At 67.0% G+C, this 21,746-nt stretch carries 19 protein-coding genes, 4 tRNA genes and 1 pseudogene; 15 read left to right on the top strand and 9 right to left on the bottom strand.

Annotation, left to right across the window (positions count from 1 at the left end; genetic code table 11):
- Position 1: 1 nt before the first annotated feature.
- Together nosZ and KDH83_RS08070 are read right to left on the bottom strand one after the other, a co-directional pair.
- Complete coding sequence (gene nosZ / locus KDH83_RS08075) at positions 2–1,918, bottom strand: TAT-dependent nitrous-oxide reductase (RefSeq protein WP_212314235.1); 1,917 nt, start codon at positions 1,916–1,918, stop codon at positions 2–4.
- Between the two features lie 55 nt (positions 1,919–1,973).
- Positions 1,974–4,265: a 4Fe-4S binding protein gene (locus KDH83_RS08070; RefSeq protein WP_349291608.1), complete on the bottom strand. Its 2,292-nt coding sequence runs from the start codon at positions 4,263–4,265 to the stop codon at positions 1,974–1,976.
- 293 nt (positions 4,266–4,558) lie between these two features.
- Here KDH83_RS08070 and KDH83_RS08065 point away from each other — a divergent pair, with 293 nt between their 5' ends.
- The 3 genes from KDH83_RS08065 to KDH83_RS08055 all read left to right on the top strand — a co-directional run bounded on the left by KDH83_RS08065 (position 4,559) and on the right by KDH83_RS08055 (position 7,768).
- Positions 4,559–5,203, top strand: a complete 645-nt coding sequence (locus KDH83_RS08065) for a hypothetical protein (protein WP_212314234.1) — start codon at positions 4,559–4,561, stop codon at positions 5,201–5,203.
- Positions 5,204–5,301: 98 nt separating this feature from the next.
- Complete coding sequence (locus tag KDH83_RS08060) at positions 5,302–6,885, top strand: TerC family protein (RefSeq protein WP_212314233.1); 1,584 nt, start codon at positions 5,302–5,304, stop codon at positions 6,883–6,885.
- Positions 6,886–6,904: 19 nt separating this feature from the next.
- A complete protein-coding gene (locus tag KDH83_RS08055) occupies positions 6,905–7,768 on the top strand; it encodes an undecaprenyl-diphosphate phosphatase (protein ID WP_212314232.1) in 864 nt (287 codons plus the stop codon).
- Between the two features lie 115 nt (positions 7,769–7,883).
- Here KDH83_RS08055 and KDH83_RS08050 read toward each other — a convergent pair whose 3' ends face one another.
- From KDH83_RS08050 to KDH83_RS08040, 3 genes are all read right to left on the bottom strand, one after another.
- Complete coding sequence (locus KDH83_RS08050) at positions 7,884–8,657, bottom strand: UDP-2,3-diacylglucosamine diphosphatase (RefSeq protein WP_212314231.1); 774 nt, start codon at positions 8,655–8,657, stop codon at positions 7,884–7,886.
- Positions 8,650–9,159: a peptidylprolyl isomerase gene (locus KDH83_RS08045; RefSeq protein WP_103276590.1), complete on the bottom strand. Its 510-nt coding sequence runs from the start codon at positions 9,157–9,159 to the stop codon at positions 8,650–8,652. The genes KDH83_RS08050 and KDH83_RS08045 overlap by 8 nt, the downstream gene beginning before the upstream one ends.
- 134 nt (positions 9,160–9,293) lie before the next feature.
- On the bottom strand, positions 9,294–9,977 hold the full coding sequence (locus tag KDH83_RS08040; protein WP_212314230.1) for a tetratricopeptide repeat protein: 684 nt from the start codon (positions 9,975–9,977) through the stop codon (positions 9,294–9,296).
- Positions 9,978–10,271: 294 nt separating this feature from the next.
- On the opposite strand from KDH83_RS08040, the gene cysS reads away from it, so the two are divergent.
- The 8 genes from cysS (at position 10,272) to KDH83_RS08000 (ending at position 16,774) form a co-directional block, all read left to right on the top strand.
- Positions 10,272–11,726 carry a cysteine--tRNA ligase gene (cysS, locus tag KDH83_RS08035; protein ID WP_212314229.1) on the top strand — a complete coding sequence of 485 codons (1,455 nt, stop codon included), beginning with the start codon at positions 10,272–10,274 and terminating at the stop codon, positions 11,724–11,726.
- A 24-nt stretch (positions 11,727–11,750) separates the two neighbouring features.
- Positions 11,751–12,395, top strand: coding sequence for a DNA-3-methyladenine glycosylase 2 family protein (locus KDH83_RS08030; protein ID WP_212314227.1), 645 nt, complete (start codon positions 11,751–11,753; stop codon positions 12,393–12,395).
- A gap of 36 nt (positions 12,396–12,431) precedes the next feature.
- Entirely contained in the window at positions 12,432–13,397 is a 966-nt protein-coding gene (locus KDH83_RS08025) for an acetyl-CoA carboxylase carboxyltransferase subunit alpha (RefSeq protein WP_212314226.1), read from the top strand.
- A 194-nt stretch (positions 13,398–13,591) separates the two neighbouring features.
- Entirely contained in the window at positions 13,592–14,521 is a 930-nt protein-coding gene (tilS, locus tag KDH83_RS08020; protein ID WP_249204936.1) for a tRNA lysidine(34) synthetase TilS, read from the top strand.
- Between the two features lie 167 nt (positions 14,522–14,688).
- Entirely contained in the window at positions 14,689–15,954 is a 1,266-nt protein-coding gene (locus KDH83_RS08015) for an aspartate kinase (protein ID WP_212314217.1), read from the top strand.
- Between the two features lie 89 nt (positions 15,955–16,043).
- Positions 16,044–16,136, top strand: a tRNA-Ser gene (locus tag KDH83_RS08010).
- 349 nt (positions 16,137–16,485) lie between these two features.
- Positions 16,486–16,562, top strand: a tRNA-Arg gene (locus tag KDH83_RS08005).
- Between the two features lie 135 nt (positions 16,563–16,697).
- Positions 16,698–16,774: transfer RNA gene (locus KDH83_RS08000), tRNA-Arg, on the top strand.
- 164 nt (positions 16,775–16,938) lie between these two features.
- On the opposite strand, the gene KDH83_RS07995 is transcribed toward KDH83_RS08000, so the two are convergent.
- Positions 16,939–17,163 (bottom strand): DUF3079 domain-containing protein, encoded by a 225-nt coding sequence (locus tag KDH83_RS07995; protein ID WP_212314215.1) that lies wholly within the window; start codon positions 17,161–17,163, stop codon positions 16,939–16,941.
- 210 nt (positions 17,164–17,373) lie between these two features.
- Between KDH83_RS07995 and KDH83_RS07990 the strand changes: the two genes are divergently transcribed.
- Positions 17,374–17,450 (top strand) — tRNA-Arg (locus KDH83_RS07990).
- Positions 17,451–17,659: 209 nt separating this feature from the next.
- Positions 17,660–18,115 (top strand): GNAT family N-acetyltransferase, encoded by a 456-nt coding sequence (locus KDH83_RS07985; protein WP_212314213.1) that lies wholly within the window; start codon positions 17,660–17,662, stop codon positions 18,113–18,115.
- A 28-nt stretch (positions 18,116–18,143) separates the two neighbouring features.
- Here the strand turns inward: KDH83_RS07985 and KDH83_RS07980 are convergent, their stop codons facing one another.
- Entirely contained in the window at positions 18,144–18,740 is a 597-nt protein-coding gene (locus tag KDH83_RS07980) for a short chain dehydrogenase (protein WP_212314211.1), read from the bottom strand.
- 126 nt (positions 18,741–18,866) lie between these two features.
- Here KDH83_RS07980 and KDH83_RS07975 point away from each other — a divergent pair, with 126 nt between their 5' ends.
- Complete coding sequence (locus tag KDH83_RS07975) at positions 18,867–19,751, top strand: LysR family transcriptional regulator (protein WP_212314209.1); 885 nt, start codon at positions 18,867–18,869, stop codon at positions 19,749–19,751.
- A 174-nt stretch (positions 19,752–19,925) separates the two neighbouring features.
- Here KDH83_RS07975 and KDH83_RS07970 read toward each other — a convergent pair whose 3' ends face one another.
- Complete coding sequence (locus tag KDH83_RS07970; RefSeq protein WP_103275490.1) at positions 19,926–20,153, bottom strand: hypothetical protein; 228 nt, start codon at positions 20,151–20,153, stop codon at positions 19,926–19,928.
- An 88-nt stretch (positions 20,154–20,241) separates the two neighbouring features.
- On the bottom strand, positions 20,242–20,862 hold the full coding sequence (locus KDH83_RS07965; protein ID WP_349291607.1) for a helix-turn-helix transcriptional regulator: 621 nt from the start codon (positions 20,860–20,862) through the stop codon (positions 20,242–20,244).
- Positions 20,863–21,038: 176 nt separating this feature from the next.
- On the opposite strand from KDH83_RS07965, the pseudogene KDH83_RS07960 reads away from it, so the two are divergent.
- A pseudogene (locus tag KDH83_RS07960) lies at positions 21,039–21,746 on the top strand (hypothetical protein); the annotation flags it as partial.

Raw genomic sequence — 21,746 nt, 5'->3', positions numbered from 1 at the left:
CCTACGCGGACTTCTTGGGATGCACGATCATCTGGCCCGACATCTCCATGTGCAGCGCGTGGCAGAACCACTGGCAGTAGTACCAGTGCACGCCCGGCCGGTCGGCGGTGAAGGTGACCGAGGCGGTGGCCTGCGGCGCCAGTTCCATGGCGATGCCGTGGCCTTCCAGCGTGAAGCCGTGCGTCAGGTCCTCGATCACTTCCATGTTGGTCACCACCACCGTGACCTCGTCGCCCTGGTTCACCTCGAACCGCTTCAGGCTGAACATGGGCGCGACCGCCATCATGTAGACGCGTACCTTGTTGCCGTCGCGCACCACCTTGGCCGCGTCCTCCAGCGTCACGCCGTCCTTCTTGGCCATCTGGCGGGCGTCTTCCCACATGGGGTCGTCGCGTTTCCAGATGCTGACCGGATTGATCTTGGAGCGGTGCACCAGGCACATGTCATGCGGCTCGGCGAAGCTGGGGCCGTCGTGGACCAGCTTCATCTCGTCGCCGGAGATGTCGATCAGCTGGTCGTTCTCGGGCTTGAGCGGGCCCACGTTCAGGAAGCGGTCCTTCGAGAACTTGTTCAGCGACACCAGCCACTTGCCGTCGGCCTCGCGCGTCTCGCCCATGGTCGAGTGGTTGTGGCCGGGCTGGTAGTGCACGTCCAGCTTCTGGATGATGGGGTCGACCTTCTCGCCCTTGAAGGCGCGCTTGGCCAGGTCGATGTTCCACTTGACCATCTGGCTGTCGATGAAGAGCGTGGTGTAGGCGTTGCCACGGCCGTCGAAGGCGGTGTGCAGCGGGCCCAGTCCCAGCTGCGGCTCGGCCACCACGCAGTCGCGCGGCTTGATCTTGTCGTCGAACAGGTCGTCCAGCGTGCGCACGTCCAGCACCGTCACCGTGGGCGAGAGCTTGCCGTTGAGCACCAGGTGGATGCCGTCGGGCGCGGCGTTGCAGCCGTGCGGCGAGTTCGGCACCGGGATGTAGCGCGTGTACTTCGAGCCGTGGCGTCCGTCCACCACCGGCACGCCGCCCATGGTCTTGAAGTCGCCTTCCTTGATGGCCTGCTCGATGCGCTTGATGTTGAACACCACGACCCAGTCCTGCTCGTTGGCCGAGGCTTCCTCCACCGACACGCCCTTTTCGGAGTTGTAGCAGGTGGAGAAAGAGTACTTGCCCTGGTAGTCGGCGTCGCCGTTGTCCAGGTTGCCGTCCACCAGCACCTGCCAGGCGATCTTCATGGTGTCGCCGTCGATGGCGGTGTAGACGGCGAAGAAGTTCTTCTTGGGATCGTCGGTCACCTTGCCATCGTTGGGCAGCGGGATGATGTGCTCGCCGTTGGCGAAGACATAGCCGGTGCGCGGATAGCGCTGCGGCCGCAGCCCGTGCACGCCCGACACGTTGGGCAGCTCGATGATCTTGTCCGTCTTCATCACGTCCAGGCGGATGCGCGCGACGCGGTTGTTGGCCTTGTCGTTGACGTAGAGATAGCGCCCGTCGTAGGTGCGGTCGGTGAAGGACAGGTGCGGGTGGTGGGCGTCGCCGTTGATGAACACGCCGCCCTTGTCCTTCAGGTAGGCGCGCGTCTCCGGCGTCAGGCCCTCGGTCAGGATCTTGCGGCTTTCGTTGGTGCGGCCCCAGCCGGTGGCGCTGCAATGGTTGAAGACCGGAATGCGGACCAGCTCGCGCATCGACGGCAGGCCCAGCACGCGGATTTCGCCCGACTGGCCGCTGGAGTTGAAGGCATAGTATTCGTCCAGCTCGCCGGGGCCGATGTGCGAGGTCTGGCCGCCGGCGGCGGGCTTGGCGTCCTTGCCGTGCGCGACCGGCAGGTGCGAGCCCGCCACCAGGCCGGCGGCGCCGGTGATGGCGGCGGTCCCCAGGAAACTGCGGCGACTGAGGCCGGACTTGGGAGCATTGCTTTCAGACATGGGTGACTCCAGGTAAAGGACGGCGCATGCGCGTCGTGTATCGGAACGGTCGGGCTCAGGCTCCGGCTGGAGGCTGGCCGGCGTCGCCGGGATTGGGAAAGCGGCGCATCACGACTTCCTGCGGCGCGGCCTCGGCGGGCGGGGCGCGGCGGCGTTCGCGCCGTGCCTTGCGTTGCAGCAGGTGCGGGCACTTCTCGTCGTGGTGGTAGAGCATCTGGCAGTGCAGGCACTGGATGCACTCGTTGGGATTGATCTCGCCGCTGGGCTCGATGGCCTGCACCGGGCATTCGTGGTTGCAGCGCTGGCAGGGATTGCCGCAATCGTGATAGCGCTTGAGCCAGTTGAAGATGCGCAGGCGCGCGGGAATGGCCAGCGCCGCGCCCAGCGGGCACAGGTAGCGGCAATAGAAGCGTTCGATGAAGAGCCCCGCGGCCAGCAGCAGCGCGGCGAACAGCACGAAGGGCCAGGCGCGCGCGAAGCGCAGGATGATGGCGGTCTTGAAGGGCTCGATCTCGGCCAGTCGCTCGGCCAGCGCCAGGTCGTACAGCGCGTAGCCGAACAGCAGCACGAAGATGATGTACTTCAGGGCGGAAAGGCGCTGGTTGACGCCGTGCGGCACCTGCAGCTGCTTCACGCCCAGGCGCTTGGCCGCGCGGTTCAGCAGTTCCTGCAAGGCTCCGAATGGGCAGAGCCAGCCGCAGAAGGCGCCGCGGTTCCAGAACACCATCGACACCGCCGTGGCGCACCACAGGATGAACACCAGCGGATCCATCAGGAAGTAGTCCCAGCGGAAGTCGCTGCGCAGCGCCGAGAAGAAGGTCAGCACGTTCACCACCGACAGCTGGGCCTGGCCGTACCAGCCGATCCAGAACAGGGCGAACAGCAGGAAGGCCAGCCGCAGGCGGTCGTGCAGCAGCGGCCGGCGGGCCAGCTGGTCCTGGAAGAAGAAGATGCCCGCCAGCACCGCCAGCGCCGCCGTCAGGATGGCGATCTGCAGCGGCTTGCCGTTCCAGATCTGGCGCCACAGCTCGGGCGGGGCCTCGTCCGCTGGCGCGCCCGCCTGGGCCGTGCCTGCGGACGAGGGGTCCTGTGACGCAGGCGTGGCGGTCGCTGGTCCGGCCGCAGCGCCAGCGCTGGCCGGGGCCGCACGCGTATACGCCGTCGGCAGCTCGTAGTCCAGGTCGAAGGTCACGAAGGCCTTGTCCGAGACGCTGAGCACGCGCTGCACCATGAGTTGCAGGCGCCACGGCGCCACCGGGTCGAACGGGGCGTCTTGCGGCACCACGAACAACGCCACCTCGCGCAGCGCCGGCGCGCCCTCGGCGGCGATGTCCGCCAGGCGCTGGTGGTCGCGGTCGCGGAAGCGGAAACCGGCGTCGTGCTGGATGACTTCGACGCGGTCGAAGATGCCGCCGCGCACATAGCCGGAGCCCTTGAACGAATACAGGCCGCCGCCCGCCACCAGCACCGCCTGCTGCCCGGGCTTGAGCCGTTCCTTCAGGCGCAGCCAGCCGGTCTCGCCCAGCAGGCTGCGGCCGACGGCGGGCGCGCTGACCTGCGCGACGTAGAGCTCGATGAAGGCATCGGCCTCGTCGCGGCTTTCCGCGTGCACGGCGGCGTCGTCGCGGCCGGAGGCGCGGAAGGCCTGATTCACGTCGGCCACGCTCAGGCGCAGCTGGCGCACCGCGCCGTTGTCGAGCAGGGCTTGCCAGGAGCGGATCTCGCCCGGCGCCTCGTCAACCGTGCGCGCCTGGGTGCGCGTCGCCGCCTGGGCGGGCTGGGCTGCCTTGCCGACGCCGTGGGCGCGCGCCACCGCGATGGCCGAGCGCGTGATGCTGTCGCCGATCACCATCAGCGTGACCGTGGCGCCGCTGACGATGTCCACCGGCGGCGGCGCGCCGTGGCGCGGCGGGGTGTCGACGAAGTTCAGGCCGACATAGCCGCTGATGAAGTGGTCCACCTTGGACTGGGGGATGCCGATGAGCACGATGGGCTCATGGTGCTCGACCAGCTTCGCGCCCGCGATGCGGCCGTCGCTGGTCAGCGCCACCAGCACGTCGATGGGCTTGCTGGAGTAGCCGCGCGTGTTGACGACGTCGGACGTGAGGTACACCAGCCCGAGTTCGCGGTCGCCCGAATAGGCCTTGGCGACCATGGGCTTGCCTTCGGGCGGGCCATAGCGGTCGGCGCCGGGGAACAGCTCGGCCGGCGGCGTGGCGCCCAGGAAATCGGGCAGGCGCTGGGCCCACGCCGACTGCATGAGTCCCGCGGTCAGACAGAGCAACAGCGCAATCGCCATGCGGATGATGCGGAAACTTCCATGACGCCCTGCGGTGCTGCCAGACATGCTTGAACCCGATCCGTCGTTGTTGTTCAGGCGCATCCTAAGAGCGCGCTGGAGGCGCGGTTTTGCGGTGGGTCAAAAGCGCCGTCCTGCGAGCGCAGCAGGACGCAATACCCTTGCACGGCGTGGGGATATCGGCCAATCGCGGCCCCGCGCAAGGCGCGCGCTTGATGCCGCGCAAGCGCGACGGACGCGCGGCGGCGTAGGCTACCGGCGCCGGCCAGGCCTGCGCGTGGCGGGCGGGGCACAGGCTTTCCAGGTACGATGGCCCGCACACACATATGCGGGAGGGGCTGATGGGGTGGATGAATCCGATGGAGTGGATCGGCGGACCGCAAGCCTGGTTCGGCGTGCTGGGCCTGACCATGATCGAGATCCTGGTGGGCCTCGCCAACGTGGTCTTCATCGCCATCCTGGCCAATGAGTTTCCCGCCGCGCAGCGCAACCGCGCGCGCCTGTTCGGCCTGGGCGTGATGCTGCTGATGCGCCTGTGGCCCCTGGCCCAGGGGCTGGACTGGCCGGTGAAATTCCTGAACCGGTCGCAGCTGTCCGTCGGACCGTATGAGTACACCGGACAGCATCTGTTGCTGATGGCGGGCAGCGTGCTGGTGCTGTCGCTGCTGTTCCAGGGCGCCAGGTCCGGATGGCGGATCTGGAAGGGCGCGCCGGATCCGGCGGATTCCGGCGGGGGCGCCGGCCTGAGGGCGGTGCTGGTCCTGTTCCAGATCTTGGCGCTGAATGCGGTGTTCGCGGCCCGGTCGGTCGTTACCGCCTCGGCCATGGCGTCCCGGGTCGAGGTCGCCATGGCCGCGATGCTGGCCGCCTTCTGGTTCCTCCTGCGCCTGTCCCGGCCGCTGGCGCGCGTCGCCGGGACGTCTCCGTGGCAGATGACGGCCTGGACCGCGCTGCTGGTGTTCGCCAATCGGATGGACTGGGCCTGACGTCCGGGCCCGGCGCCTTGCCGGGCGGGGTTTTCATGACCGGCGTGTCATGGATTTTCCAGGTACGATTGTCGGCTGAGTAACTTTTGGAGCTCCTGATGGAGTGGCTGCTGGACCCCGCTGCGTGGGTCGGCCTGCTTACCCTGGTCGTTCTTGAGATCGTCCTGGGCATTGATAACCTGATTTTCATCGCCATCCTGGCGGACAAGCTGCCCCCTTCGCAGCGCGACCGCGCGCGCATCCTGGGGCTGAGCCTCGCGCTGGTCATGCGCCTGGGCCTGTTGTCCGTCATGTCCTGGCTGGTCACGCTGACCACGCCGCTGTTCTCCATCGGCCCCCTGGCGCCGTCCGGACGCGACCTGATCCTGATGGCGGGCGGCTTCTTCCTGCTGTTCAAGGGCACCATGGAGCTGCACGAGCGGCTCGAGGGCGGTGGCCACGGCTCTTCGTCGGGGCCGCGCGTGTACGCCAGCTTCTGGGTCATCGTGACGCAGATCGTGGTGCTGGACGCGGTGTTCTCGCTGGACTCGGTCATCACCGCGGTCGGCATGGTGGACCACCTGGCCATCATGATGATCGCCGTCATCATCGCCATCGGCATCATGCTGCTGGCGTCCAAGCCGCTGACCCGCTTCGTCAACGCGCACCCCACCGTGGTGGTGCTGTGCCTGGGCTTCCTGCTGATGATCGGCTTCTCGCTGCTGGCGGAGAGCTTCGGTTTCAAGGTGCCCAAGGGCTATCTGTACGCCGCCATCGGCTTCTCGGTCGCGATCGAGGCGCTGAACCAGCTGGCGCGGCGCAATCTGCTCAAGCTGGATGCGCGCCGCCCCATGCGCGAGCGCACCGCCTCCGCGGTGCTGCGCATGCTGGGCAAGCGTCCGCCCGCCGACGAGCCCGACCTGCCCAGCGCCAACGCGCCGGCCATCCCGGCTTTCGGCGTGGAGGAGCGCAACATGGTCAGCGGCGTGCTGACGCTGGCCGAGCGCTCCATTCGTTCCATCATGACGCCACGCACCGACGTGTCGTGGATCAACATCGACGATGACGCCGAGACCATCCGCGGCCAGCTGATCGAGGCGCCGCACAGCTTCTTCCCGGTGTGCCGGGGCTCGCTGGACGAGGTGCTGGGCATCGGCCGCGCCAAGGACCTGATCGCCGACCTGATCACCGAGGGCCGGGTGCGCCGCAACCGGCTGCGCGATCCCATCATCGTGCACGAGGCCATCGGCATCCTGCGCCTGATGGACACGCTCAAGCGCTCGCGCGGCCAGCTGGTGCTGGTGGCGGACGAGTTCGGCGCCATCGAGGGCCTGGTGACGCCGATCGACGTGTTCGAGGCCATCGCCGGCGAATTCCCCGACGAGGACGAGCTGCCCGACATCGTGGCCGACGGCGAGCGCACCTGGAAGATCGATGGCGCGGCCGACCTGCACCATGTCGAGCAGGTGCTGGAAACCGAAGGCCTGATCGACGAGGCCCAGGACTTCTCCACGTTGGCCGGCTACCTGCTGTCGCGCTTCGGCCATCTGCCCAAGCCGGGCGATGCCTGCGAGTATGAAATCCACCACGACCATTTCCGCTTCGAAGTGCTGGAGATGGACGGACGCCGCATCGCCCTGGTGCGGGTCGAGAAAAAGCCCCAGGAGCCGCTGTCCGACGAAGCGTCCCTGACCAACGACTAACCCTGGACCCGCCCATATCGTGACTGAAAATACCCTGTATCTGATCAAGGCCTTCTTCCTGGGCATCGTCGAAGGACTGACCGAGTTCATCCCGGTGTCCAGCACCGGCCACCTCATCCTGATTGGCGACTGGATCAACTTCGAATCCAGCCAGGGCAAGGTGTTCGAGGTGGTGATCCAGCTCGGCTCCATCCTGGCCGTGATGTGGGTGTTCCGCGCGCGGCTGCTGCAGCTGATCCGCGGCACGCTCACCGGCGTGCCCAGCGAGATCGCCTTCACGCGCAACCTGCTGATCGCCTTCCTGCCGGCGGCGGTGATCGGCGGCATCTTCATCAAGTCCATCAAGCAGGTCTTCTACCATCCGGGCGTGGTGGTGGTGACGCTGGTGCTGGGCGGCCTGATCATGCTGTGGGTCGAGCGCAAGACGCGGCACACGCCCGGCGACGTGCCGGGCGCGGCCGACGACACCGCCTCGGACGAGCGCGCCACCGCGCGCAGCCTGGAGCAGATCACCTGGAAGCAGGCGCTGGGCGTGGGCGTGGCGCAATGCCTGGCCATGATCCCGGGCACCTCGCGCTCGGGCGCCACCATCATTGGCGGCATGATCGCCGGCATCCAGCGCAAGACCGCGACCGAGTTCTCGTTCTTCCTGGCCATGCCCACCATGCTGGGCGCGGCGGTGTACGACATGTACAAGAACTTCGGGCTGCTGACCCAGCACGACCTGTCCGGCATCGCGGTGGGCTTCGTCGCGGCCTTCCTGAGCGCCATTGTGGTGGTGCGGGCCGTGCTGCGCTTCGTGGCCAACCACACGTACCGCGTGTTCGCCTGGTACCGGATCGTGTTCGGCGCCGTGGTCGCCGCGTGGATCTGGCTGGGTTGACGTTCCTTCCCGGAAATGACCCGCCATCGCCCGAGTAGCATTCCGGCATGGCGGCAAAGGAAAGCCCGCGGATTCGCACCCGCGGGCTTTTTTCTTGCGACGGCTGGCCCCGCTTTCAGTCCTCGGTATCGAGGTCGTAGAACGTCAGGCCATCCTGATCGATCACCAGCCAGCCGCCGCGCGGCGGCTGGGCGTGGTCGCAGTCCCAGTCGGGCAGCACCCAGCGCTCGCGCTTCTTGCCGTCGATCTCCAGCACGTGGCGGGCCGGGCGGTGCGTGTGGCCATGCACCAGCAGGTTCACGCCCGTGTCGCGGAAGACGGCTTCGATGGCGCCGGCGTTGACGTCCATGATTTCCTGCGACTTCATCTGGTTGGCGGCCTGGCTCTCGCCGCGCGCCTGCTGCGCCATGGCCAGGCGTTCCGGAATGGTCTTGGCCAGGAAGGCGGCCTGCCATTGCGGATCGCGCACCATGGCGCGGAACTGCTGATAGGGGGCGTCGTCCGTACAGAATTCGTCGCCGTGGGTCAGCAGTACCGTGCCGTAGTCCGTCTCCAGCAGGGCCGGTTCCGGCAGCAGCTTGGCGCCGATCGCGGCCGCGAGTTCCTCGCCCATGAGGAAGTCGCGGTTGCCGCGGCCCAGCCAGACCGGAATGCCGGCGGCCGTCTCGCGCAGCGCCTTCAATACCGTCGCCAGCCAGGGCGGGGCGACGCGGATCGCGTCGTCGCCGATCCAGGCGTCGAAGATGTCGCCCGGCAGCAGCAGGGCGCCCGCTTCCTCGCGCGCGGCCTGCAGAAAGGCCAGGAAGGCCTCTGACGTGGCCGGCGTGGCCGGCCCCAGGTGCAGATCCGAGGCCAGCCAGACCGGGCCGGTCAGCGCGAGCTTATTCAAGAACTTCGGCCTTCTCGATGATCACGTCCTCGTTCGGGACGTTCTGATGGAAGCCCTTGTTGCCGGTCTTCACGCCCTTGATCTTGTCGACCACGTCGGTGCCTTCGGTCACGGTGCCGAACACGGCATAGCCCCAGCCGTTGGGCGTGGGGGCGGTGAAGTTCAGGAAGTCGTTGTTGGACACGTTGATGAAGAACTGGGCGGTGGCCGAGTGCGGGTCGCTGGTGCGAGCCATGGCCAGCGTGTACTTGTCGTTCTTCAGGCCGTTGTTGGCCTCGTTCTCGATCGGGGCGTGGGTCTGCTTCTGCTTCATGCCGGGCTCGAAGCCGCCGCCCTGGACCATGAAGCCGTCGATCACGCGATGGAACACCGTGCCGTTGTAGAAGCCTTCCTTGGTGTAGGTCAGGAAATTGGCCACCGTCTTGGGCGCCTTGGCGGCGTCCAGGGTGATGACGATGTCGCCTTGGTTGGTGTGCAGCTTGACGCGGGGATTGGTGCTCATGGATTTCGTGCCTTCAGTGGTGGAGGGGGTGGAGGAGGCCGCGGGCGCGGCGCTGGCGAGCGCGGGCGCGACAGCGGCCAGCGTGAATGCGCAGGCCGTCAGGCGCAGCAGGCGCAGGGGAGAATAGCTCGACATCATTTGCCTTGTTTTTCCTTCAACATGGTTTCGACTTCGCGGGCCTTGTCCTGCATGCCCGGCACGCCATCGCTGGCGGCCTGCTTGTAGGTGCGCAGGGCCTGCAGCAATTGCAGGTCGCCCAGGTTGGCGCGCGCCGCGGCATAGCCGGGATCGGCGCGCAGCGCCATTTGCAGGGCGTCCTGCGCTTTTTCCAATTCACCGCGACCCGCATATAGAGCGGCAAGGTTGTTCCAGGGTTCCGGCAATTCGGGGTAACTGGTTGTCATCTCGGTGTAGACGTCGATGGCTTCCGCCGTGCGGTGCAGGGCGGCCAGGGCGCGCGCGTGCTGGAACATCAGTTGTACGTCGGTGCCGCGCTGGCCCTTGGTCTCGGCCAGGCGCTTTTCGATCATGTCCAGCGCGGTGGCGTTGTCGCCGCGGTTGAGCAGGCGCTCGATATGGTCGGTGACCTGCGACGCGGTCGGCGTCAAGCGGGTGTCGACGCCGGGCTGGGCGGCCTTGAGCACGTTGGCCAGTCCTTCCCAGCCGCCTTCGGGGGGGATGGGGTCCAGGGTGGTGCGGCTGGCGTTGGGATTGGCGGCGCCGCCGCCGGACATGGATTGGGCGAAGGAGGGACCGGCCAGGCCGCCGGCCAGGGCCAGGGCGATCAGGGCGACGCAGAAACGCGGCTTGATAGTCACGTGGGCATCCGTTAAAAGTCGCGAACCCGCCGCGCTTACGCGCGCGGCCGGGCCGCTTGCTATACTTGTCGGTCGCCATTTTAGCCCCGGAACCGTTTCTTGCCGGAAGACCGGGCGGATATGGCGGACAGCCCCCTGGAGATGATCCTCCCGGCGACCTGGAGCACAGGCCGGGGCAGGAGCCGGCGGCTTGCGGCGCGAGATTCTCGAGCGTATCCGTGCCATATGGGGATGCCGCGCCGGAGCGCAAGACCTCGCGGCCATCCCGGAAACCCACACGAACCCAATAGCGCCATGCTGCAAATCTACAACACGTTATCGCGTACCAAAGAACCGTTCAAACCGGCCCAGGCCGGCCAGGTGCGCATGTACGTGTGCGGCATGACCGTGTACGACTTCTGCCACCTGGGCCATGCCCGCATGCTGGTCTCCTTCGACGTGGTGCAGCGCTGGCTGCGCGCCAGCGGCCTGGCGGTCGATTACGTGCGCAACATCACCGACATCGAAGACAAGATCATCCGCCGCGCCGTGGAAACCGGCCGCCGCATCGGCGAGGTCACCGAGTTCTACATCGACGCCATGCACGCCGACGAGCGGGCGCTGGGCGTGCAGAAGCCCGACCGCGAGCCGCGCGCCACGCAGTATGTCGGCGAAATGCTGGACATCATCGGCAAGCTCGAACAGAAGGGCCTGGCCTACCAGGCCGATGACGGCGACGTGAACTACGCCGTGCGCGGCTTCGAGGGCTACGGCAAGCTGTCGGGCAAGTCGCTGGACGACCTGCGGGCCGGCGAACGCGTGGCGGTCGGCTCGGCCAAGCGCGATCCGCTGGATTTCGTGCTCTGGAAATCGGCCAAGTCCGAGGAGCCCGAGGACACCAAGTGGGAATCGCCCTATGGCCTGGGGCGTCCGGGCTGGCACATCGAGTGCTCGGCCATGAGCAAGGCGCTGCTGGGCTTGCCGCTCGATATCCACGGCGGCGGTCCCGACCTGAAGTTCCCCCACCACGAGAACGAGATCGCCCAGACCGAGGGCGCCTTCGGCGGCGTGCTGGCCAATGTCTGGATGCACTGCGGCCCGCTGATGGTGGACTCGGACAAGATGTCCAAGTCGCTGGGCAATTTCCGCACCATCCGCCAGACCATCGCGCTGGATGACGCGCCCGCCGACCAGGCCGGCTATCGCGTCAATCCGCGCGAGGCCGAAATGGTGCGTTTCTTCATCGTGCGCAACCACTACCGCAGCCCGCAGAACTACACGCCCGACAATCTGGTCGATGCGCAGAACGCGCTGGACCGGCTGTACCAGGCGTTGCAGAACGTGCCCGCCGACGGCCAGGGCGTGGACTGGAACGAGCCGCAGGCCCAGGCCTTCAAGGCCGCGATGGACGATGATTTCAACAGCTCGGGCGCCGTCGCGGCGCTGTTCGAGCTGGCTTCCGAGGCCAACCGGACCAAGAGCGCCCGCAGCGCCGGCCAGCTGAAGGCGCTGGGCGCCCTGCTGGGCCTGCTGCAGCAGGATCCGGCCGCCTATTTCCAGTCGACCACCCGCTATTCGGCCGTGGGCATGGAGCAAGGCGGCCGCCCGGCGCTGGACGCCGAGGCCATCCAGGCCCGCATCGACGCCCGCGCCGCCGCCAAGGCCGCGCGCGACTTCGCCGAAGCCGACCGCATCCGCGCCGAGCTGCGCGATGCCGGGATCGAGCTCGACGACAAGCCCGGCGGCGTGACGCAGTGGCGCCGGGCCTGATGAGCCGGCAGGAATAAGCCCGACATGTCCACCGCAGATACCCCGATTCCCAAGCCCGACTATTGGGAAGCCGCCGTCGCGCACCTGATGCGCCGCGACCGCATCCTCAAGAAGATCATCCCGCAGCATCCGGACGCCTGGCTGACCTCGCGCGGCACGCCGTTCGTGACGCTGGCGCGCGCCATCATCGGGCAGCAGGTGTCGACCAAGGCGGCTGACGTCGTCTGGGACAAGTTCATCGAAGCCGCTGGCAAGCGCCCCACGCCGGTGGCGGTGCTGCGCGTCGGCATCGACGGCCTGCGGCAGGCCGGCCTGTCGCAGCGCAAGGCAGAGTACGTGCTGGACCTGGCCGCCCATTTCGGCGAGCGCCGGGTGCATCCCGAGCGTTGGGCGGACATGGACGACGAAGCCGTCATTTCCGAGCTGGTCGCGATCCGCGGCATCGGACGCTGGACGGCGGAGATGTTTTTGATTTTCAATCTGCAGCGACCCGATATCCTGCCACTGGATGATCCTGGGTTGCTGAAGGCAATCTCGTTACACTACTTCAGCGGCGAGCCCGTCTCTCGCTTCGAGGCCCGCGAGGTCTCGTTGGCGTGGCAGCCCTGGCGTACCGTGGCGACCTGGTATTTGTGGCGCAGTCTGGAACCGGATCCGGTTCAATACTGACGTTCATCAGGCCGCCCATCTACGGAACCACACTACATGCGCAATACTTTCCTGGAATTCGAACAACCGCTCGCCGAGCTTGAGAACAAGATCGAGCAGCTGCGCTACGTGCAGGCCGATTCCGCCGTGGACATCTCCGATGAAATCGGACGTCTGCAGCAGAAGAGCCAGACGCTGGCCAAGGAGATCTACGCCAAGCTGACGCCGTGGCAGACGGCGCTGGTGGCGCGCCATCCCCAGCGTCCCTACACGCTGGACTACGTGCGCGAGATCTTTACCGACTTCCATGAGCTGCACGGCGACCGCATGTACGCCGACGACCAGTCCATCATCGGCGGCCTGGCCCGCTTCAACGGCATGCCCTGCATGGTCATCGGCCACCAGAAGGGCCGCGACACCAAGGAACGCGCCGCGCGCAACTTCGGCATGCCCCGGCCCGAGGGCTATCGCAAGGCGCTACGCCTGATGCGCCTGGCCGAGAAATTCAACCTGCCCGTGTTCACCTTCGTGGACACGCCCGGCGCCTATCCCGGCATCGGCGCCGAAGAGCGCGGCCAGTCCGAGGCCATCGGCCACAACCTGTACGCCATGGCCGAGCTGAAAGTGCCGGTCATCGTGACCATCATCGGCGAGGGCGGCTCCGGCGGCGCGCTGGCGATCGCCGTGGGCAACGCCGTGCTGATGCTGCAATACGCCACCTATGCGGTGATCTCGCCCGAAGGCTGCGCGTCCATCCTGTGGCGCAGCGCCGAGAAGGCGCCCGAGGCCGCGGAGGCGCTGGCCATCATCGCCCCGCGCCTGAAGGACCTGGGCCTGGTCGACCGCGTCGTCAACGAGCCCGTGGGCGGCGCGCACCGCGATCCCCGCGTCATGGCCCGCCTGCTGCGCCGCGCGCTGGGCGACGCCCTGCGCCAACTGCAGGGCATGACGCCCGAGCAGCTCGTGGAGCAGCGCATCCAGCGCCTGCTGTCCTACGGCGCCTTCCAGGAAGTGCGCGCCTGATCCGCGCGGGCGCCGGTCTTGCCGCCGGCGCCGCGGCCGAGGTCCACGCGCCCCGTTCCGCCATGAACACGCCGACCGCGCCCGACGCCATGCCCTCGGGCGCGCCGGCTGGTTCCCATTCCCATCCGCTTTCCCCGGCCCTGGCCGAGGCGCTGCGACAGGCGCTCGCCGGCCTGCCCGCGCGTCCGCCGCGCATGGCCGTGGCCGTCAGCGGCGGCGCCGATTCGGCCATGCTGGCGCTGCATGCGGCCGCCATCGCCCGAGAGCAGGGCATCGACCTGCTGCTGTTCCATGTGCATCACGGCTTGCAGGATGCCGCCGACGCCTGGAGCGAACAGACGCGCGCGCTGGCCCGGCTGCTGGGCCTGCCGGCGCACGAGGCGCGCGTGACCGTGGCCGCAGGCGCCGGCAAGGGCATCGAGGCGGCGGCGCGCGACGCGCGCTACCGGGCGCTGGCCGGGCTGGCCCGCGAACACGGCGCGCCGCTGGTGCTGCTGGCGCATCACCGGGGCGACCAGGCCGAGACTGTGCTGTTGCGCCTGCTGCGCGGCACCGGGCTGGCCGGCATGGCCGCCATGGCGCCGCTGTCGCGCCGCGACGAGGTCGACTACCTGCGGCCCTGGCTGGACCAGGACCGCGATGACATCCTGCGCGCCTGCGCCGCCTTCGAGGCGGCCACCGGCTGGCGCGCGGTGCAGGACCCGACCAATTCCGATCCCCATTACACCCGCGCCGCGCTGCGCGAGTTGCTGGCGCCGGCGCTGGACGAGCGCTGGCCCGGCTGGCGCGGCATCGTGGCGCGGCATGCGCGCCACATGGCCGAGGCGGCGTCCATCCTGGACGAAGTGGCGCGCGAGGATTTCGCCGCGCTGGAGCCGGGCCCGGACGGCGCCAGCTTCTCGCTGCGCGCGTGGCGCGGGCTGTCGCCGGCGCGGCAGGCGCAGGTGTTGCGCTGGTGGCTGGACGCCAATGGCGCGCGCATGCCTTCGGAAGCGCGCATGCGCGACCTGCTGCGCCAGCTGCGCGGCCTGCACAGCCTGGGGCACGATCGCCAGCTGCGCGTCGAGCAGGCCGGCCATGCGATCCGCTGCCATCGTGGCCGGGTCTGGCTGGAGCGCCGCTGAATCCAGGCCGGGCCTGGCTGGAACGCCGCGGTCCACGGGCCGGGCAGGGCGCTTTTGCGGGTAAACCCGAGGGAAAGTCCCAGGCTGCGCAAATTTTTACCGTGGCGCTAGAATATGAGGTTTTGCCCGTCAACATACTTGGGGCGGGTTCCCAGCCAGAGTACGAGATGTCCCTCATCGTTCACAAATATGGCGGTACTTCGATGGGCTCGGTCGAGCGCATCAGGAATGTGGCGCGTCGCGTCGCGAAGTGGCACGCCGCAGGCCACCAGGTTGTCGTGGTGCCGTCGGCCATGGCGGGCGAGACCAATCGCCTGCTGGGCCTGGCGCGCGAGCTTTCGCCCGTGCCGGATGGCCGCGAGCTCGACATGATCGCCGCCACCGGCGAGCAGGCCAGCAGCGGCCTGCTGGCCATCGCGCTGCAGGCCGAAGGCGTGGCCGCGCGCAGCTACGCCGGCTGGCAGGTGCCCGTGCGCACCGACTCGTCCTACACCAAGGCCCGCATCACCTCGATCGACGACGCGCGCATCCGCGCCGACCTGGACGCCGGCCGCGTGGTCATCGTGACGGGCTTCCAGGGCGTGGACGCCGACGGCCACATCACCACGCTGGGCCGCGGCGGTTCCGACACCTCGGCCGTAGCCGTGGCGGCGGCGATCAAGGCCGATGAATGCCTGATCTACACCGACGTCGACGGCGTCTACACGACCGACCCGCGCGTCGTGCCCGAAGCGCGCCGCATGGCGGTCGTGTCGTTCGAGGAAATGCTCGAGATGGCTTCGCTGGGCTCCAAGGTCCTGCAGATCCGCTCGGTCGAATTCGCCGGCAAATACCGTGTGCCGACGCGGGTGCTGTCCTCGCTGACCGACCCGCTCATCCCGCTCGAAGAAGAAATGCATTCGGGCACGCTGATTACTTTTGAGGAAGACGAAAAAATGGAAGCCGCCGTTGTCTCCGGCATCGCCTTCAGCCGCGACGAAGCCAAGATCACCTTGCTGGGCGTGCCGGACAAGCCCGGCATCGCCTTCTCCATCCTGGGTCCGGTCGCCGCCGCCAACATCGACGTCGACATGATCGTGCAGAACCAGTCCGTGGCTGGCACGACCGACTTCTCGTTCACCGTGAACCGCAATGAGTTCGCGCGCGCCGTGGACCTGCTCAAGCGCGAGGTCATTCCGGCCGTGGGCGCCCGCGAGCTGTCCACCGACGAGAAGGTCGCCAAGGTCTCCATCGTCGGCATCGGCATGCGCTCGCACGTCGGCGTGGCCAGCCTGATGTTCCAGACCCTGTCGCAGGAAGGCATCAACATCCAGATGATCAGCACCAGCGAGATCAAGACCTCGGTGATCATCGACGACAAGTATATGGAACTGGGCGTGCGCGCGCTGCACAAGGCCTTCGGCCTGGACCAGGCGCCCGCCGCCAAGGCCTGAGGAACAAGAATCCGGCGCAAATTTTTTCGTGATTCGTACCCGATTCCGGGCGAGGTCCGAAAAAGTCGTGCTAGAATCTCTTTCTCTTCGGAGACGTGCCCGAGAGGCTGAAGGGGCTCCCCTGCTAAGGGAGTATGTGGCTAAAAACTGCATCGAGGGTTCGAATCCCTCCGTCTCCGCCAGACGCCTCTTCGGTCCAGTCTGACTGGATCGAAGACAAAAACCCGCAACAGTGCAAGCTGTTGCGGGTTTTTCTTTTTCGGATGGGGCATGGCCGTCTGGCCTGTTGTTTCTGGCCTGTTGTTTGCGTGTGCCGCGTCTGTCTGATGTTGACGCATTGCCAACGGATCATTCCGCATGCGCCGGCGTGTAGATCGAACCTTCATGGCAGACGCATGCGCAGAGTGCTTGTGCGAATCTGCCTGCGCGACTGTGCATGTCGCTGTTCTGACGTCATGGCATTGCGTGGCGGAACCTGGCGACTTGCGCAGTTTCCGAAACAACGCTATTATTCAAGGCTTGCTTTGAAACGCGCCCGTAGCTCAGCTGGATAGAGTACCTGGCTACGAACCAGGGGGTCGTAGGTTCGAATCCTGCCGGGCGCGCCAAGTTCTTGAAAAAGAGCCTGGATGCCGAAGCAAGTGGTATGTAGTGCGTAGTATGCAATTCGTAGTATGGCAATGCCGTGACGAATTGCCGGAAGTGCGGCGAATTATCTGATATAATTTTGCCTCTTCACCGGAGCGCCCGTAGCTCAGCTGGATAGAGTACCTGGCTACGAACCAGGGGGTCGTAGGTTCGAATCCTGCCGGGCGCGCCAAGTCTTGAAAAAGACAGATGAGAAGGCCTTTGATCATTGATCGAAGGCCTTTTTGTTTTGGTTCTGGGTTCTTGCCTGGTTCTTGGTTTTTTGCCTTGGTCTTCCTGGCACCCGGAGTTCGTGGGGGCGGCGAGATTCGGGTGCCGCGCGTTGCCGACCCGAGCCTAGCGTTCCAGGACCTTGCCGTTCGCGTCGCGCAATGCGGCGTCGGCTTCCACTTCCAATCCCCAGTTGCCCACCGTGTACCAGTCATCGCCCAGCAGCTCGGCCGGATGCATGCTGCGGTCGGAGCCGTTGCCACAGGCCATCGCGTCGGCCGCGCAATAGCGGTCGCAGCCCCAGCAGATGCGTTCGGGGTGTTTGGGATGGAGCGGGAATTTCTTTGCCATGGGGTCTCCTCATGCTTCATGCGAGCCTGGGGCCACGCGCGCCTTGCGCTATGGCATCCCGGCCTGCTTGTCCTCAGACTACGCCGGGCATGCGCCGCGCCATTTGCGCAGGCGCAAGGACGCGCGTGTTAGGAGCAGGCCAAATGTGGTCCCGCATGCGGTCCATTTGCGAGCCCCGCCTTATCCATGGTATAAACACGCCTCTTTAGCGCGCCCGTAGCTCAGCTGGATAGAGTACCTGGCTACGAACCAGGGGGTCGTAGGTTCGAATCCTGCCGGGCGCGCCACCAATACGCGGCACCAATACGAAAGCGGCTTGATGACATTGCGCATCAAGCCGCTTTGCTTTGGGCGTTTTGCGTATGGGCGCTGTCGCGGTGATTTACTTCTGACACGCGCTCTGCCTATAGTGCGCGTCTTGCCGCCGGTTTGCGCAGGGATTCGAAATCGCGCCGGCGTTTTTCATCGCCTCCATGACAGGATCGCCGCTTCATCCATGAGCCAGCTCGACATCCGCCACGCCAGCGTCGCCGACGCCGCCCGCATCGCGCCCTTGTTCGATGCGTACCGCCAGTTCTACGAGCAGCCGGCGGACGCCGCCGCCGCGCTGGCCTTCATCACCGCGCGCCTGGAACGCGGCGAATCGGTGATCCTGCTGGCCAGCCAGGATGGCGCGCCGGTGGGCTTCTGCCAGATGTACCCGTCGTTCTGCTCCGTGATCGCCGCGCCCATCTACGTGCTGTACGACCTGTTCGTCGCGCCGGCCGCGCGCAAGAGCGGCGCGGGCCGGGCCTTGCTGCGCGCGGCGGAGACGCATGCGCGCGAGCACGGCTGCAAGCGCATGGACCTGACCACGGCCCGGAACAACGCCACCGCGCAGTCGCTGTACGAATCGCTGGGCTGGGTGCGCGACGAGGTCTTCTACACCTACACCCGCGACCTGGCGGCCTGATATCGCGGCGTTGCGTCCGGCGCCGCGCTTACCAGACCTGGAACACGCGTCCGGTCTGCGCGCCTTCCACGCTGCGGCTGTAGGCCAGCGCCACGCGCTGGGCCGGCACCGCCTCGAAGCCCAGGAAGTACGGGCCGTAGCTGCCCCAGGATTCCCGCAGCACGCTGGGGCTGACGGCGTTGATGCGGCGGCCCTGCAGTTCCACCGCCGCGCCGTGCACGAAGCCGTCGATGGCCGAGTTCACGGCCGAGGCGTTGGCGCCATAGCGGATGGGTTCGGCGCTGACGATGCCGCTGGTCAGCGTGATGGAGCCGCCTTCGTTGAGATAGTGTTGTCCGATCAGCGCCAGGTCCACCTGGCCCAGCAGCTTGTCGTGCAGGCCGATCTTGAACTGCTCGGCCGTCATTTCCGACAGGGGGCCGAAATGCAGGCCGCCCGCAGCCGACACGATGGCGTCGACCTTGCCGATGCGCTCGAACAGCGCGCGGATGCTGTCGCTGCGGGTGATGTCGACCTGATGCTGGCCGCTGTTCCTGCCGACCGCGATGATGTCGTGGCGCTGGCCCAGTTCCTGGACGATGGCGCTGCCGACGGTGCCGCTGGCGCCGATGAGTACGATTTTCATGGAATCTCCGTGAGTCTGGTTGCGGGCGCTGGCGGAAGGCCGGCGCATGCAAGCATTCTGGTCGCCCGATTCCTTACGAAAAATCCTAGAATGGTTGGAATACTTCATACCTGGAGTCAGTAATTCATGGACCGCCTGCTCAGCATGGAAGTGTTCGTGGCTGTCGTGGAGCTGGGCAGCCTGACCGCGGCGGCCGCGCTGCACGACATGTCGCCGGCCATGGCGGCCAAGCATTTGAAGAGCCTGGAGACGCGCCTGGGATTGCGGCTGATGGTGCGCACCACGCGCCGCCAGAGTCTCACCGAGGCCGGGCAGGCGTACTTCGCGCGCTGCAAGGCCATCCTGGCCGAGATCCGCGATGCCGAGCAGGGCGCCGAGGCCATGCGCGAGGCGCCGCGCGGCAATCTGCGCATCACTTCGACCGTGTCCTTCGGTTCCTTCGCCCTGACGCCGGTCATCGCCGACTACCTGTCCACCTATCCGGACGTGAGCGTGGAACTGTCGTTGAGCGATCTGGTGGAAGACCTGGTCGCCTCGCGCTACGACCTGGCCGTGCGCATCGGCGAGCCGGCGGATTCCGGGCTGATCGCGCGCGGGCTGGGCCGCTATCAGATGATGGTCTGCGCGGCGCCCTCGTATCTGGAACGCTACGGCACGCCGGCCACGCCCGCCGACCTGGTCCGGCATCAATGCCTGGATTTCTCGTACTGGAGCCGCCGCACCGGCTGGCGCCTGGGCAATGGCGATGGCGGCGAGACGGGTTATCCCAGCGGCCGCTTCGTGTCCAACAATGGCCAGGCGCTGCGGCAGGCGGCGCTGGCGGGATTCGGCATCGTGCTGCAGCCCGAGCTGCTGCTGGCCGATGATGTGCGCGCGGGCAGGCTGACGCCGATACTGCGGCCCTATTGGCCGGCGGCGCGGCCGATCTCGCTGCTCTATCCGAAGGACAGGCAGGCGCTGCCCAAGCTCACCACTTTCGTGAACTTCGTGGTGGCGCGTTTCACGCCCTAGTGTGCTGTCCCGCAGATACGCCCGCACGAAATCCACCCCTAGCCGCCATGGCGTCGTTGCAAATCCTCGTGATACCTACGGGTATCACTGCGGTTTGCGCCTAGCCCTGACGTCTATGGATGAATTTCGTCATGCGGACGTACCTACGGGACAGCACACTAGCAGGACCGGACATCAGCCGCGTCGTCGGTCGACCGCGGTCAGCGAAGTGCCGCTCTTGAGCAGCTGGTAGGTTTGTCCGCCCAGCCAGGCGACCTTCTCGCCGGAACTGGTGCGGCAGACGCAATGCGTCCGGGGGTCGAAGCGCGAGGTGCCCATGGCCGAGTAGGCGTCGGGGTCCGAGACGAAGCGCTCGATCCGGTATAGCGTGCCGTCCGGCGCGGTGGCCAGGACGTCGGTCAATCTTCTTGCTGTTCCGAGCATTTTTCCATCCCCCCTCATGCGCGGGCCATTCCCTGCTACGGCGCCGAAACCGTCCTGCCGACGGGCATCAATGCATGTGTCCGCCGAAAGACGAGTCGTCGAGCTGTTCGGGCGATACCCCCAGCGCTGCCGATACCCGCTCCAGGATGATCTGGCGGGGGCGCGGCCGCGGCCGTTCCAGTTCGATATAAATGGAGTGGTCCACTCCAAGCCGGGCAGCCATGTCAGCGGTGCTGATGTTCAGGTGCTCGCGCCAGGCGCGGATCAGGCTCCAGTCGTTGCCGGTTTTCAAGTTGATCACAGCCAATGGTAACTCGGTCCTGGACGGAGGCTGCGCGACCGGAGCCGCCTGCGTGCGGCAGGCGTCCAGCGCGGGTTCGGCGTCCGGCTTCTGCTGGCGGGTCTCGCCCTGGGCCTGGTGGGGCCGTACCGCCGTGTAGACCTTGCCGCCATCGACCTGGCGGTAGCGGTTGTCGCCGATCCAGGCCAGGGCTTCCCCATTGTCGAGCATGCACTGGCAATCCAGGTGATAGTCGCTGGGAATGCTCTCAAGCTTGGCAATGGTTTCCGTGGTCGTGGCATGCCGCACCACGCGGTGCAGGGCACCGTCGGGCGAGCGCACGAACACGTCGGGAAGTCTCCAGGAAAATGGAATGATGCTCTCCAGGGCCGGATGGTGTCTTGCCACTTTAAGTCCATCGCGAGCGCCCTGGAATTTGGGGTTTCCCCTCGTTTCGTGGCGGCTCGCGCGTAGCGCTCACAGGACTCGGCTACAACTTCACAAATCTTCACCGGCGCGAGGGCTATCATCCCCCGGTCGCCCTTGGAATCGGGCTTGTCAGTCGAGTATTGCAGATGGTCCCGATGCTTGCCGCCGGCCATGTCAACGGCCTGGGCTGGGATGGCGGGAATACGCGCGGCAGGCGTGCAAGGGCATGGGTCGCGGCCTTGCTGGCCTGCGCCTTGCACGTGGGCATCGGGAGCCTGATCTGGCGCGGCATGGCGCCAGTGCCGATTGCACCGGCCATGCCGTCTGATTCCGAGTCCATGTTCGTGGAGCTGCTTGCGCCACCAACGCCACGCGCCGAGCGTGGCGCGCCGCCGCGCGGCGAGAGCAGGCCGGTCGCGGCGCCCGCGCAGGGTTCCGCGCAGGGTTCAGTGAAGACGCCGGCGGCGGATGCGCCGCGAGCGCAGCCCGAGCGCGCCGAGCCATCGCGTGCGCAGCCATCGCCCACGCCGACGAACACTCAAAAAAGTACGCAGACAAGCACGCAGCCAGCGGCCGCGCAACCTCGCGTCCAGCCCGAACCTCGAGCGGGCAAGCCGGCTGACGCGCCGTCCGCCGCCGCGCCAGCGCCACGCGATTTCGGTTGGCAGCCGTCGGACTCGGCGGGGCCGGGCGAACGGCGCGCGCGCGGCGAACCCGTGCCCAGGCTCGCGCCCAAGGCGCCGGCCGAACGCACCGTGTTGTCGCGCGAGATGGAGAAGGCCGCGCGCCCGCCTTGCCGCGATGCGCATGCGTCCAAGGGCCTGCTGGCGCTGCCCTTTCTTTTGGCTGACACGGTCACGGAC

The sequence above is a fragment of the Achromobacter sp. Marseille-Q0513 genome (assembly GCF_018195695.1).
Taxonomy (GTDB): Bacteria; Pseudomonadota; Gammaproteobacteria; order Burkholderiales; family Burkholderiaceae_B; genus Achromobacter.
This window is presented reverse-complemented; position numbering and strand designations above follow the sequence as displayed.